Source organism: Microbacterium songi (genome assembly GCF_042747925.1).
Classification (GTDB): domain Bacteria; phylum Actinomycetota; class Actinomycetes; order Actinomycetales; family Microbacteriaceae; genus Microbacterium.
The window spans coordinates 56,257-70,452 of record NZ_JBHZIE010000003.1; the positions used below are offsets into that span (position 1 = coordinate 56,257).

Consider the following 14,196-nt stretch of genomic DNA (forward strand, 5'->3'; position numbering starts at 1 on the left):
CCCACCGCCGGAAGCAGCATGCCCGCATCTCCCCCGCCGCCGCCCGCATCGGAGCGCGCCCCCGAACGCATCGAGGACGTCGACGTCTCGGCCGAGATGCAGGGCTCGTTCCTCGAGTACGCGTACTCGGTCATCTATTCGCGGGCGCTGCCCGACGCGCGCGATGGGCTGAAGCCCGTCCAGCGCCGCATCCTCTACCAGATGTCCGAGATGGGCCTGCGGCCCGACCGAGGACACGTCAAGAGCGCGCGCGTCGTCGGCGAGGTGATGGGCAAGCTCCACCCGCACGGCGACACGGCCATCTACGACGCGCTGGTGCGCCTCGCACAACCGTTCTCACTGCGTGTCGCACTGGTGGACGGTCACGGCAACTTCGGGTCGCTGGACGACGGCCCCGCCGCCTCGCGCTACACCGAGGCGCGCCTCGCACCGGCGGCGCTCGCGCTCACACAGGACCTCGACGAGGACGTCGTCGACTTCATCCCGAACTACGACGGGCAGTTCCAGCAGCCCGAAGTGCTTCCCGCCGCCTTCCCCAATCTGCTCGTCAACGGCGCCACGGGGATCGCGGTCGGCATGGCCACGAACATGGCGCCGCACAACCTCGTCGAGGTCGTGAGCGCAGCGGTCCACCTGCTGCACCATCCTTCGGCGACGGTCGAGGAGCTGATGGAGTTCGTGCCCGGACCCGATCTTCCGTCCGGCGGCATCATCGTCGGACTCGACGGCATCAAGGACGCCTACACCAGCGGGCGCGGCAGCTTCCGGACGAGGGCGAAGGTGTCGATCGAATCGATCGGACCACGGCGGATGGGTATCGTCGTGACAGAGCTGCCGTATCTCGTCGGCCCGGAGCGGATCATCGAGAAGATCAAGGACGCCGTGGGAGCGAAGAAGCTCACCGGTATCGCCGATGTCACGGACCTCACCGACCGTCACCACGGACTGCGTCTCGTGATCGGCATCAAGACGGGTTTCGAGCCGACCGCGGTCCTCGAGCAGCTGTATCGCCTGACTCCGCTCGAAGATTCCTTCAGCATCAACAACGTCGCCCTGGTGAACGGCCAGCCGCAGACCCTCGGCCTCCGCGAGCTGCTGCGCGTCTACCTCGAACACCGTCTCCAGGTCATCACCCGACGCAGCCGCTACCGCCTCGCCCGCAGACGGGAGCGATTGCACCTCGTCGAAGGTCTGCTCATCGCGATCCTCGATATCGACGAGGTCATCCAGGTCATCCGCGGGTCCGATGACAGCGAGCAGGCCCGCACCCGGCTGATGGACGTGTTCGACCTGTCCGAACGGCAGGCCGAGTACATCCTCGAGCTGCGCCTGCGCCGCCTGACCCGGTTCTCCCGGATCGAGCTCGAGGCCGAGCGCGACGCGTTGAAGGCAGAGATCGCCGAACTCGAGACGCTGCTCGCCAGCGACACGCTGCTCCGCGCGCTGGTGGCGAAGGAGCTGGAAGCGGCGGCGGAGACCTACGGCACACCGCGGCGGACGCTCCTGCTCAACGGCGGTCCGGTGACCGCTCGATCGTCGCGGTCCGCGGCGCCGGCCGACCTGCAGATCGCGGATGCCCCCTGCCGGGTGTTCCTCTCGGCCACCGGTCGGATGGTCCGCGCCGAGATGACGGCTGACGTGCCCCACGGCGGAATCGTGCCGCCCGCGCGACGCTCCAAGCACGACGCCGTGCGTTCATCGGTCGATACGACCACCCGCGGAGACATCGGGGCGGTGACCAGCACCGGGCGGCTCGTGCGTTTCACGCCGGTCGACCTGCCCTCGGTGCCCGGTAACTCCGTGCAGCTCAGTGCGGGAACCCGCGCCGAGCAGTATCTCGGTCTGGGCAAGGACGAGCATCTCGTGGCTCTCGTGCCCCTGACGGACGACCCACCCATCGCCCTCGGAACGGCGCAGGGCGTCGTGAAACGCGTCTCGGCTTCGGAGCTCGCAGCCAAGCACGACGTCGAGATCATTTCTCTCAAACCGGGCGATCGGGTCGTGGGCGCGGCCGCCGCCCCGGACGACGTCGAGCTCGTCTTCATCACCACGGATGCGCAGCTCCTCCGGTTCGACGCCGACGCCGTGCGCCCGCAGGGCCGTGCCGCGGGTGGAATGGCGGGCGTCCGCGTGAGCCCGGGCGAGAGCGTCGTGTTCTTCGGGGCCGTCGCGAAAGATGCCGCCGACCCGGTCGTGATCACCATCGCCGGGACCACGCAGGCATTGACCGGCGCCGACCCCGGCACAGGCAAGGTCTCGGCGTGGGACGAGTTCCCGCCGAAGGGACGCGCCACCGGCGGTGTTCGAGCGCAGCGCTTCCTGCGAGGCGAGGACACCATCACCCTGGCCTGGGTGGGACCCTCCCCCGCGCGTGCCGTCGGTGCGGACGGGTCGGTCCGTGCGCTGCCGGACGCGGGCGCGAAGCGCGACGCCTCGGGTCAGCCGCTCGACGGTGTGGTCGGAGCGATCGGCTCCGCGGTCGGCTGATCCGCCGACGCAGCGCGTCAGGCGTCGATGCGCTCGCGCGAGAGCCCGGCGGACGACTCCACGATGAACTCCTTGCGGGGGGCGACGTCGTTGCCCATGAGCAACTCGAACACGGTCGCCGCCGACTCCGCGTCCGAGACGCGCACGCGGCGCAGCATCCTGCCGGCCCGGTCCATCGTCGTCGTCGCGAGCTGTTCGGCGTCCATCTCGCCCAGTCCCTTGTAGCGCTGGATCGGCTCCTGCCAGCGCTTACCCGCTTTGGTGAGCTTCGCCAGCAGCGCGTGCAACTCCTGCTCGGAGTAGGTGTAGATCGTCTCGTTCGCCTTGGAGCCGGCGTTCACGACGATCACGCGGTGCAGGGGCGGAACCGCCGCGAAGACACGACCGTCCTCGATCAGCGGTCGCATGTATCGGAAGAACAGCGTCAGCAGGAGCGTCCGGATATGGGCACCGTCGACGTCGGCGTCGCTCATCAGGATGATCTTGCCGTAGCGGGCGGTGTCGAGGTCGAACGTGCGCCCCGAGCCGGAGCCGATCACCTGGATGATGGACGCGCACTCGGCATTGCCGAGCATGTCGCTCACCGACGCCTTCTGGACGTTCAGGATCTTGCCTCGGATGGGAAGCAGCGCCTGATACTCGCTGTTGCGGGCGAGCTTCGCTGTTCCGAGCGCGGAGTCGCCTTCGACGATGAACAATTCGGAGTCGCCCACGTCGTTCGACCGGCAGTCGACGAGCTTCGCGGGCAGCGACGAGGACTCCAGCGCGTTCTTGCGCCGCTGCGTCTCTTTGTGGGCACGCGCCGAGATGCGCGCCTTCATCTCCGAGACGACCTTGTCGAGCAGCAGAGCGGTCTGAGCCTTGTCGTCCCGCTTCGGCGAGGCGAACAGCGCGGTCAGTTCCTTCGAGACGACGTTCGAGACGATCTGGCGAACGGCCGGTGTGCCCAGCACTTCTTTGGTCTGACCCTCGAACTGCGGCTCCGGGAGACGCACCGTCAGCACGACGGTCATGCCCGCGAGGATGTCGTCCTTCTCGATCTTGTCGGTACCGACCTTCAGCCGGCGCGCGTTCTGCTCGACCTGCCCCCGCAGCACCTTCATCAGGCCGGCTTCGAATCCCTGCTGATGGGTGCCGCCCTTCGGCGTGGCGATGATGTTCACGAAGGACCGCATCACGGTGTCGTATCCGGTGCCCCAGCGGAGCGCCACATCGACGACGCACTCGCGCTGCACCTCCGTCGGGATCATCGCCCCGGTGGCCTGCAGCACGGGCACGGTCTCGGCGAACGTACCGGTGCCTGTCAGCCGCCAGGTGTCGGTCACCCCCGCGTCCGGTGCGAGGAAGTCCGCGAACTCTGAAATGCCGCCGTCATAGCGATAGCTCGTCTCGACCGGCGCCTCGCCGCTCGGCACGCGACGTTCGTCTCGGATGACCAGCTCGAGCCCGGGGACCAGGAACGCCGTCTGGCGTGCCCGCTGCTCCAGCTCGTCGAGGTGGAAGGTCGCGTCCTTCGTGAAGATCTGCCGGTCTGCCCAGTAGCGGATGCGGGTGCCCGTGACGCCACGCGGTGCCCGGCCGGCCACCCGCAGCTCGGAGCTCTTCTCGAAGGGTGTGAAGACGGCATCCGGGCTGTCTCCGGCGAAGTTCCCCGGCTCGCCGCGGTGGAACGACATCGCCCATGTCTTGCCGCCGCGATCGACCTCGACGTCGAGACGTTCCGACAGGGCATTCACCACGGATGCCCCGACACCGTGCAGTCCGCCGGACGCCGCGTAGGACCCTCCGCCGAACTTGCCGCCGGCGTGAAGCTTCGTGAAGACGACTTCCACGCCCGTGAGTCCCGTGCGGGGTTCGATGTCCACGGGGATGCCGCGAGCGCGGTCCCGGACCTCGACGCTGCCGTCCGCGTGCAGGACGATCTCGATGCGACTGCCGAAGCCTCCGAGCGCCTCATCGACGGAGTTGTCGATGATCTCCCACAGGCAGTGCATGAGCCCTCGGGAATCGGTCGAGCCGATATACATGCCGGGGCGTTTGCGGACGGCCTCGAGGCCCTCGAGCACCTGCAGGTGATGGGCGGAATACTCGGAGGTCACAGTCCTCAAGCTTAAGCGCGGTCCCGACACCGGTTCGGCAGACACTCAGCGGGGCATTCCCACGTACGCGCACAGCGAAATGTCATTGGATCGCGGCATTATCGAAACAATGCCGTGGTTGTATGTCATGCACCTGCAACAGCACGCGACACGTCGAGGAGGCCACCGAAAATGAACACTATTTCCCGCACATCCGAGCCCACCGCCGTTCTCGAATACCGCCTGAGCGCGATCGACCGCTGCGATTCCTGTGGAGCACAGGCGTACATCGCCGCAGAGGTCAACGGCAGCGAATTGCTGTTCTGCGCTCACCACGGACGCAAGTACGAAGAAAAGCTCCGCGGCATGGCGAGCACGTGGCACGACGAGACGTCGCGTCTGTCTGAGACCGCCTGACTTTCAGCGTCAGAGAACCGGGTCCGGGAGCGTCGCGCTCCCGGGCCCGGTTTTTCGTTCGCCGGCTTCGCCGACCGGGTCACGCCGTGCTCACACAGGGAGCGCGCCGACGTACCGACGGGGAACGGACGGGGAGATGCGCACCGCGATCTCCTCGCCGATCGTTCCGATCGACTCGGCCAGATCGGTCGCCGTCGACGTCGTACCGCCGAGGCCGCCGTAGACCTCGACGATCTGCCCGGGCGCGGAGTCCGGCCAGGGGTCGACGATGGTCTGGTCGGCGTCGATCCGCCGAACCACGCGCTGTCCGGCAGGAGTGGTGACCGAGAAGCGACCCGCCAGCGCCGACGGCAGACCGTCGAGCGCCCCCACCGCGAGGTGCACCCCGTGCTCGGAGACGGATACGAGACGCGTGCGGAGTGACCCGATCGGCCGCAGGCCGAGTGCTGTCTCGTCGGGACCGCCGGCCGGCCGGATGCCGTAGCAGAACGCTCCCACCCGCACCATGTCCTGGCGGAATCCGGGGCGGGCGAACGACGCCGCGCTCGCGGCGAGATGCCGCCACTCCGGCGACAGTCCGGCCTCGATCGCCTGGGAGCACGCTCGGTCGAACACGGCTCGCGCGTGGTCATCCTCTTCATCGGATGCCTCGGCCAGATGGCTCCACAGGCCGGCGACATGCACGACGCCGCTGGTCTGGAGTTCGGCGGCGCGTTCGACGAACGCCGGCCACTCCTCGGGGCGCACGCCGTTGCGGTGAAGCCCTGAATCGATCTTGAGGTGCACGCGGGCGACCGCCCGTCGCAGGCGGGCGATCGCCGCCACGTCCTCGAGCAGGTCGCGATCGCCCACGCCGACGTCGAGGTCTTCGGCGAGAGCGAGCTCCACGTCGTCGCGGTTGCCGGCGAGCCAGACGAACACCCTCGCGCGCATGCCCACGGCTTCGCGCACGGCAGCGCCGGTTCGTGCGTCGAAGGCCCCGAACCACCGCACCCCCGCCGCGTGGGCCGTCGGGACGACACGGTCGAGGCCGTGCCCGTACGCGTCATCCTTGACGACGAGCATCAGCTCGGCGGGAGCGACCGCCCGCTGCACCGTGGCGATGTTCGCTCGGAGCGCCTCGAGGTCGACGACCAGTTCGGTGACGTTCATGTCCCGACTATCCGGTACGCGCGCTGACCCACCACCGTCACGATCTCGCGCGGGGTGAGCCCGGTGACCGTCGCCCAGGCGGCAAGCGAGGGCTCACCGGCTGCGGGGTCTCCGAAGAAGACGGCCTCGTCACCGCGCCGCACGAGGGCGTCGCCGACATCGACGACGCAGACATCCATCGCCACCCGACCGACGATGCGGTGCAGGACGCCACCGATGGCGATGTCGACGTGATTGCCGAGCGTCCGCACGACGCCCTGGGCGTAGCCACCCGTCACGAGGGCCACGTGGGTGTCCGTCGGCGCATGGTGCGTGTAGCCGTACGAGACGCCCTCTCCGGCGAAGAGGCGCTTGACGCTCAGCACGGCCCCGGTCAGGCGCATCACCGGCCGGCCTTCCGAGCCGGGAAGACCGAACAGCGACGCCGCCGCGGCCTGCCACGGCGAGGTCGTGCGCAGTGGGCCGTCGGCCACGAGCGATCCGCCGGCGGCACCCTGCGCAGCCTCATCGACGACAGCGGCGCCGTGCCCCCAGGCATCGTGCGTGAGTGCGCCGACGAGAGCCGTGATGGCACCGGTCCGACTGAGCAGCGCGACGTTCGCCTGCAGCGCGGATGCCGAGATCGTCGCCGTCGGCGCCGTGCGACGAGCGGTCGCGCCAGCCGACGGCGGGTGCTCGGCGGTCTCGGATGTCACGCCATCTAGACTAACCGGGTCCCCGTCACGACTCTGGAGAACGCATGCCCCGCACCGGCCTCGGCCTCACGCCCCGCCTTCGATACCTCGTCGGTCGAGCCCGCCGGATCGACGTCGGCTCCGTGGTCGAACGCGCCGGCGAGGCCTCCGCTCAGCACGGCAAATGGAAGCCGGCTGTCGTCGCCGACATGCTGTGGCAGGCCGGATTCCGCAACGTCGGCTTCCAGGACTACATCGACTACGACTTCGCGATCCTGAACCGGGACGAGCGGTCGACGTTTATGACGCACCCGGTTTCGAACCAGCTCTCGCAGAAGTACGACGACCCCGCGTTCCGCCATATCTTCCAGGACAAGGTCGAGTTCGATCGGGTCTTCAGCGACCACCTGAAGCGTGAGTGGATGGTCGTCGATGACGGGAACGCCGACGACGTGCGATCCTTCGCCGAGCGGCTCGGCACCATCGTCACGAAGGAGCCTGTCGGTCAGGCCGGCACCGGTGTCCACCGCTACCACGCGGCGGACATCGAGCATTGGGACGCGTTCCATCGTGGTCTGCGTGACCGCGGCGAGCTGCTCATCGAAGAGGTGATCCGCCAGCACGACGATCTTGCGGCGGTATGCCCCGGCACGGTGAACACCACTCGGGTGACGGCGTTCTTCGACGGCGAGCAGACCCACATCCTCGCCATGGCGCAGAAATTCGGACGCGGTGCCGTCAGTGATCAGATGACCTTCGGCGGCTTCTACACGATGCTCGATGAGCGTGGCCACGCCGTCGGCGCCGGCTACGACTCGCACGGGCACGTGCATGTGCGGCATCCGGATTCGGACTTCCCGATCGCCGACTTCCAGCTTCCGATGATCGACGAGGTGATCGCCTTCGTCGATCGTGTCGCACGCGTGGTCCCGCAGGTGCGCTACGTGGGCTGGGACATCGTCGTCACCCCCGAGGGCCCTGTGCTCGTGGAGGGCAACTGGGGCGCTGGTGTGTATGAGAACAAGCCCAGCGTCACCGGCATCCGTACCGGCCACAAGGGCAGATACCGCGAGGCGATCGGGTTCTGAACGGTTCGCCCCCGGCGGACGACGAAGCCCCGTTCCGAGGAACGGGGCTTGTCGGGTCATCCGCTCAGGCGGGCCGGATCACTCCGAGCGGAGTGGATTCGTGGCCCTGACCCAACGGGTTGTCTTTCAAGATCGTGACGAGGCGTCGCTCCGCGGCTTTGTCGAGTGTCGACCCGAGGATGTTGCCGCCGAGGTCGTTGATGTCGACCACAGCCACTTCGGCGGACCCGCCGAGCAGCGCCTTCAGCCGCGTAGCCACCTCACGGGGCTTCTCCGGCCCCAGCACGACCGCCTCGTTGTACGGCGGGATCGTGCCCTTCGTGGGCCCGTCGATCGCCCGCGCCTTATTGCCGGCCACGCGATAGAAGTCGCCCTTACGGCCGAACACCTTCGTCACGGCCGACACGCCGGCTGCGAAGAGGATTCGAGGCGTACCGCACTCGCGCAATGCCATCTCCATCGTCTCGGGCATGCCCAGGCCGATGCCGTAGGGCGTGCGCACGACGAACTTCGAGAGGAAGAACGCCAGCTTGCGCGGCTGGATCGAAGCGATGGGATACGACCGTCCCTGCGTGATCGCGACGATCTTCTCGGTCACGAACAGGGTGTCCCCCGGCTGCACGACACCGCGCGCGTAGTCCTCGATGAAGGCGTCGAGGTCATCACCCGGCATGACGACACGGGTGCGCACGGGTATGCGCGCGTACGTCGTGCCGTCGACCGTGACGGTGAGCGCCTTGCCGGCGTTCGATTCGTACAGCATCACTCGAGATAGTCGCGCAGCGACTGCGAACGGGACGGATGCCGCAGCTTCGCCATCGTCTTCGACTCGATCTGACGAATACGCTCGCGGGTCACGCCGAAGGTGTCGCCGATCTGATCGAGGGTCTTGGGCTGACCGTCGCCGAGACCGAAGCGCATGCGGATGACGCCCGCCTCACGCTCGCTCAAGGAATCCAGCAGCGACTCCAGCTGACGCTGGAGCATCGTGAACCCCACCGCGTCGGCGGGCACCACGGCCTCGGTGTCTTCGATGAGGTCGCCGAACTCGCTGTCGCCGTCCTCACCGAGAGGCGTGTGCAGGGAGATCGGCTCACGGCCGTACTTCTGAACCTCGATGACCTTCTCAGGGGTCATGTCCAGTTCGCGGCTGAGCTCCTCAGGGGTGGGTTCGCGACCCAGGTCCTGCAGCATCTGACGCTGCACGCGGGCCAGCTTGTTGATGACCTCGACCATGTGGACGGGGATGCGGATCGTGCGGGCCTGGTCGGCCATGGCACGGGTGATCGCCTGACGGATCCACCACGTCGCATACGTGGAGAACTTGAAGCCCTTCGTATAGTCGAACTTCTCCACCGCACGGATCAGACCGAGGTTGCCCTCCTGGATGAGGTCCAGGAACTGCATTCCACGACCGGTGTAGCGCTTCGCGAGGGACACGACGAGGCGGAGGTTCGCGCCCAGGAGGTGCGACTTCGCGCGCTGACCGTCACGAGCCACCCACTGCAGGTCGAGTCCCACCTGCTTGGACTTCTCCGCCGCCGTCATGTGCGAGAGCTTCTCCTCGGCGAAGAGTCCCGCCTCGATGCGCATGGCGAGCTCGACTTCTTCGGCCGCGTTCAGCAGCGGAACTTTGCCGATCTGCTTGAGGTAGTCCTTGACGGGGTCTGCCGTCGCACCGGTGATCTGCGTCGAGTACACCGGGACATCGTCTTCGTCGCTCGATGAGATGACGATCGCACCGGTGGGCAGGGGCTCGGAGAACGCGGGCTTCTTGTCGTCCTCGTCGTCCTCCTCCTCCACCGTCTCGGCTTCGGCGGGCTCCGCCTCGGCGGGCTTCTTCGCGCGGCCGGCCTTGGCGACAGGCGCCTCCTCGGTGTCGTCGGCGTCGTCGACGGCGTCTTCGTCGATCTCGACGTCGACGAGCTCTTCGTCGGCCGGCGCCTCGTCGTCGTCACCCTTTTTCGCGGTGCTCTTCTTGGGGGCAGCCGTCGTCTTCTTCGCGGGCGCCTTGGCGGCAGCCGTCTTGGGCGCAGCGGCTTTCGCTGCGGGCTTCTTCGCCGTCGTCGCCTTCGCCGGTGCGCTCGGGGCGTCCACGGCCTCATCGACGGCGTCGACGGTCTTCGCCGTACGGGAACGGGTGGGAGTGTTCGTGCCTGCGGTCACGGTTCGCCTTTCACCGGCGGACGTGTGCGGACGTCCATCGGTCGTGTTTCGGACACTAGTAAGACCCTTGTCAAGTCCTCGTCCTGCGGGAGTGATCCTGCGGGACTGGTTGACAACGGGTCAGGTTTTACAGTATCTCACACCTTACGCGCGCTATCCGCACGGATAGCGCGCTGAGATGGGGAGACCTCGGATACAACCTGCGGGAGCCCGCCCGCATTCCCCCCGGCGGAGTGAGGCAGGGCTCGACGGGTTCAGCGGTCGTCGTCGCCGCTCGGCCGATTGGCGAGGAATCTCTCGAGCTCCGCTGCCAGCTCGTCCGCGCTGGGCAGATCGCCCGTGTGGATGATCGGCGTCGCGAGTGTGGAGCCGGCCATGTAGGAGTCGTAGCGCTCTTCGAGGCCCTGCAGCATGCGGGAGAGCTCGTCGTTGCCGCTGACCTGTTCCGTCACCTTCTCGAGGTACTCGCGGTTCTCTTCGCGCAGCTCCTCCCCCGCGAACACCAGACCGGTCGCGGCGGTGAGGGCATCCAGGCCGGCGAGGGTCGCCGCCGGATACTCGGTGTCGGCCAGATAATGCGGCACGAGCAGGACGAATCCCGCGATGCGCGCGCCGACCTCAGCGAAGCGGTACTCGAGGAGGTGACCGACGGTCGCGGGCACCTGCGTGTGGGGCTGCCACACCGAGTGGGCGGCGGTGAGTTCCGACCGAGTGCCGCTCACCGTGGTGCCGATGGGCCGCGTGTGGGGAACCGGCATCGGGATCGCGTGCACCCAGGTGACCGACGACACGGCGAAGGAATCGGCCAGTGCGAGCACGGCCTCGGAGAACGCATCCCAGACGAAGTCGGGCTCATAGCCGGCCAGAACCAGGAAGGGACTGCCTTCCGCGTCGTGGGCCAGAGACAGTTCCAGGCGCTGCGGCCGGTAGTCCGTCAGATGGTCCTGTTCGAAGGCGACGGTGGGGCGCCGCGCCCGGTAGTCCAGCAGGACATCATTCGAGAAGACGGCCAGGGGCGTGGGGTCGAGGTCGTCGCGCACATAGTCGACCAGACCGGATACGGCGCTTCCGGCGTCGGTGAATCCGGTGAGGGCGATCACGAGCGGTAGACCCGCCGGCACGGAGGGCGCAGCGGTCGCGCGCACGAACAAAGACGCGGGCCAAGGCATGCCTCCACTCTACGAGGGGTGATCTGCGCCCAGACGCGTCGCACTCCCGCTCACAGCGAACACGACGAGCGAACCTAGGATGGAGCCCATGTCGTTTCCGGACCTGAGCTGCACATCCGCGCCCATTCTGAAATCGGAGGCCGACGCGATACTGCTGGCGCTGCCGCCGCTCGATCGCGAGGACGCCCCCGCTCTGGAGGGGTGGCCGGGCGTGAGAGACGCCCTCCTCGCGATCGGTTTCACGGGCGCCCCGTCCTCCTTCGTCCGCGTCTACGCGCCGGAGTCGACCGCGAAGCCGCTGGCGGTCGTCGGCACCGGTCACGCGCCCGACGCCGCAGCCGTCCGCGACGCCGTGGGAACCGGCATCCGCCTTCTCACCGGCTACACGACCGTCGCGATCGCCGTCCCCCTCGCCGACCCCGCTCTGTGGCGCCACGCGGCCGAGGGCGCGACGCTGGGCGGGTACCGATTCGACGCGTACAAGAGAGAGGCCCCCGCGCCGCGTGCCGCACATGTCGTAGTGCACACGGACGAGGAGGTGGGTGACGACGCCGTGGCCGCGATCACCGCGGCGGCATCCGCCGTCGCCCTCGTGAAAGACCTCGTGGGCATCCCCGCGGAGTGGCTCGGGCCCGAAGATCTGGCCCGCCGCGCGACGGAGTCCGTGGCGGATCTTCCCATCACCGTCGAGGTGCTGGATGAGGATCGACTCGCCGCCGAGGGATACGGCGGCATCCTCGGTGTCGGGCAGGGATCGGATCGCCCGCCGCGGCTCGTGAAGCTGGACTATTCACCCCCGTCCGCCACCCGGCACATCGCTGTCGTCGGCAAGGGGATCACGTTCGACACCGGCGGCCTCTCCCTCAAGCCGCCCGCCGGCATGGTCGGGATGAAGTACGACATGTGCGGAGCCGCGACGGCACTCGCCGTGGTGCGCGCGGTCGCGCAACTCGGACTGCCCGTGCGGGTGACGGGATTCCTCTGCATCGCCGACAACATGCCTTCGGGGAGGGCGATCCGCCCGGGCGATGTTCTGCGGATGCTGGACGGCACGACCGTGGAGGTGCTGAACACGGACGCCGAGGGGCGCCTCGTGCTCGCCGACGGCCTGGTCGCCGCCAGCCGGACGCGGCCCGACCTCATCGTGGATGTCGCCACGTTGACGGGCGCGATCACGGTGGCGCTCGGCAATCGCCACACCGGCGTGATGGGCGACGACGGTGCGGTGCGAGAGTACCTCGACGCTGCGACGAGCGTGGGCGAACTGGCCTGGCAGCTCCCCCTCCCCGCGCACATGGTCGACGAGCTCGACTCCCCCATCGCCGACCTGCAGAACGCGAAGATCGGCGACACCGCCGGAGGGTCGCTGTTCGCCGGCCTCTTCCTGCAGCACTTCGTGGGTCGTGTGGGCGACGAGAAGGATGCGCCCCGCATTCCGTGGGTGCATCTGGACATCGCCGGCAGCGGCATGAACAAGGGCAGCGGGTTCGGGTTCACCGACAAGGGGACGACCGGCGCGACCGTGCGATCGCTGATCCACCTCCTCGCCTCCGAGGCCGCCAAGTGACGGATCGCAGCTTCGACCTGGTCGTCCTCGGCGGCGGCAGCGGCGGCTATGCCGCTGCGATCCGCGCCGCCGAGCTGGGCAAGACCGTCGCGCTCGTCGAGAAGGACAAGCTCGGCGGAACGTGTCTGCATCGCGGATGCATCCCGACGAAAGCTCTGCTCCACGCGGCGGAGGTTGCGGATGCCGCCAGGGACTCCGCGTCGTTCGGCGTGCGTGCGACCTTCGACGGGATCGATGTCGCGGGCGTGCGGAAATATCGTGAGGGCATCGTCGCCAAGAAGTTCAAGGGCCTCGAGGGACTCATCGCCACGCGCGGCATCAGGGTTGTGCGTGGGGAGGGCACACTCGTGTCCGGTCCCGCGGTCCGCGTCGGCGAGGACCGGTACGTCGGCGGTGACGTCGTCCTCGCCACCGGGTCGTACAGTCGATCGCTGCCCGGCCTGGAGATCGGCGGGCGGATCCTGACGAGCGAGCAGGCGCTGCAGCTCGACGAGGTCCCCCAGCGTGTCGTGATCCTCGGCGGGGGCGTCATCGGGGTGGAGTTCGCGAGCGTCTGGCGCTCCTTCGGCGCCGACGTCACCGTCATCGAGGCGCTCGAGCACCTCGTTCCGAATGAGGATGTCACCTCGAGCAAAGCGCTCGAGCGCGCGTTCCGCAAACGCGGTATCGGCTTCTCGCTGGGTGTGCGATTCGCCGGAGTGACGCAGACGTCCGACGCCGTCGCCGTCACGCTCGAGGACGGCAAGACCTTCGAAGCCGACTACCTGCTCGTCGCGGTCGGCCGCGGCCCTTCGACCGCCGGCCTCGGCTTCGAGGAGGCGGGTGTCGCACTCGAACGGGGGTTCGTCGTCACTGACGACCGCCTGCGCACGAACGTGGAGCATGTCTGGGCGGTCGGTGACATCGTGCCGGGCCTGCAGCTGGCGCATCGTGGATTCCAGCAGGGAATCTTCGTCGCGGAGGAGATCGCCGGACTCCGCCCGGTCGTCGTGCCCGACCTGCACGTCCCCAAGATCACCTACAGCAGCCCCGAGGTGGCCTCCGTCGGGCAGACCGAGGCCCAGGCCGTCGCCGCGCTCGGCGTAGACGCAGTCGTCGCATACGAATACAACCTGGCGGGCAACGGCAAGAGCGAGATCATCGGCACGACCGGCATCGTCAAGGTGGTCCGGGCGAAGCAGGGTCCGGTGCTCGGCGTGCACCTCGTCGGAGACCGCGTCGGCGAGCTCATCACGGAAGGTCAGCTCTCCGTCGTCTGGGAGGCGCACCCCGAGGACATCGCCCCGTTCCTGCACGCACACCCGACGCAGAGCGAAGCCCTGGGCGAAGCCTTCCTGGCATTGGCCGGCAAGCCGCTTCACGCGCTCTGACGTGCCGCGCGACGCGAGGGCACGCCGC

Annotated in this window: 11 protein-coding genes; 5 read left to right on the forward strand and 6 right to left on the reverse strand. The window is 68.2% G+C overall.

Annotated features, from left to right (window positions below; translation table 11 throughout):
• Positions 1–18: 18 nt before the first annotated feature.
• Entirely contained in the window at positions 19–2,487 is a 2,469-nt protein-coding gene (locus ACFM35_RS05975) for a DNA gyrase/topoisomerase IV subunit A (protein WP_378839636.1), read from the forward strand.
• Positions 2,488–2,504: 17 nt separating this feature from the next.
• On the opposite strand, the gene ACFM35_RS05980 is transcribed toward ACFM35_RS05975, so the two are convergent.
• Positions 2,505–4,586: a DNA gyrase/topoisomerase IV subunit B gene (locus ACFM35_RS05980; protein WP_378839638.1), complete on the reverse strand. Its 2,082-nt coding sequence runs from the start codon at positions 4,584–4,586 to the stop codon at positions 2,505–2,507.
• A gap of 171 nt (positions 4,587–4,757) precedes the next feature.
• Between ACFM35_RS05980 and ACFM35_RS05985 the strand changes: the two genes are divergently transcribed.
• The gene (locus ACFM35_RS05985; protein WP_378839641.1) at positions 4,758–4,982 is read left to right on the forward strand and encodes a DUF7455 domain-containing protein; all 225 of its coding nucleotides are present in this window, start codon (positions 4,758–4,760) and stop codon (positions 4,980–4,982) included.
• A gap of 90 nt (positions 4,983–5,072) precedes the next feature.
• Here ACFM35_RS05985 and ACFM35_RS05990 read toward each other — a convergent pair whose 3' ends face one another.
• Together ACFM35_RS05990 and ACFM35_RS05995 are read right to left on the reverse strand one after the other, a co-directional pair.
• Entirely contained in the window at positions 5,073–6,134 is a 1,062-nt protein-coding gene (locus tag ACFM35_RS05990) for an alanine racemase (RefSeq protein WP_378839643.1), read from the reverse strand.
• On the reverse strand, positions 6,131–6,829 hold the full coding sequence (locus ACFM35_RS05995) for an alanine racemase C-terminal domain-containing protein (protein ID WP_378839646.1): 699 nt from the start codon (positions 6,827–6,829) through the stop codon (positions 6,131–6,133). The genes ACFM35_RS05990 and ACFM35_RS05995 overlap by 4 nt, the downstream gene beginning before the upstream one ends.
• A 44-nt stretch (positions 6,830–6,873) precedes the next feature.
• On the opposite strand from ACFM35_RS05995, the gene ACFM35_RS06000 reads away from it, so the two are divergent.
• Complete coding sequence (locus tag ACFM35_RS06000; protein ID WP_378839648.1) at positions 6,874–7,896, forward strand: sugar-transfer associated ATP-grasp domain-containing protein; 1,023 nt, start codon at positions 6,874–6,876, stop codon at positions 7,894–7,896.
• Between the two features lie 64 nt (positions 7,897–7,960).
• On the opposite strand, the gene ACFM35_RS06005 is transcribed toward ACFM35_RS06000, so the two are convergent.
• From ACFM35_RS06005 to ACFM35_RS06015, 3 genes are all read right to left on the reverse strand, one after another.
• A complete protein-coding gene (locus tag ACFM35_RS06005; protein WP_378839651.1) occupies positions 7,961–8,659 on the reverse strand; it encodes a coenzyme F420-0:L-glutamate ligase in 699 nt (232 codons plus the stop codon).
• A complete protein-coding gene (locus ACFM35_RS06010) occupies positions 8,659–10,062 on the reverse strand; it encodes an RNA polymerase sigma factor (RefSeq protein WP_378839654.1) in 1,404 nt (467 codons plus the stop codon). Before ACFM35_RS06010 ends, ACFM35_RS06005 begins: the two co-directional genes overlap by 1 nt.
• 254 nt (positions 10,063–10,316) lie before the next feature.
• Complete coding sequence (locus tag ACFM35_RS06015; protein ID WP_378839656.1) at positions 10,317–11,231, reverse strand: proteasome assembly chaperone family protein; 915 nt, start codon at positions 11,229–11,231, stop codon at positions 10,317–10,319.
• Positions 11,232–11,319: 88 nt separating this feature from the next.
• Here ACFM35_RS06015 and ACFM35_RS06020 point away from each other — a divergent pair, with 88 nt between their 5' ends.
• The gene (locus ACFM35_RS06020; protein WP_378839659.1) at positions 11,320–12,798 is read left to right on the forward strand and encodes a leucyl aminopeptidase; all 1,479 of its coding nucleotides are present in this window, start codon (positions 11,320–11,322) and stop codon (positions 12,796–12,798) included.
• A complete protein-coding gene (gene lpdA / locus ACFM35_RS06025; protein ID WP_378839661.1) occupies positions 12,795–14,168 on the forward strand; it encodes a dihydrolipoyl dehydrogenase in 1,374 nt (457 codons plus the stop codon). The genes ACFM35_RS06020 and lpdA overlap by 4 nt, the downstream gene beginning before the upstream one ends.
• Positions 14,169–14,196: the final 28 nt, after the last annotated feature.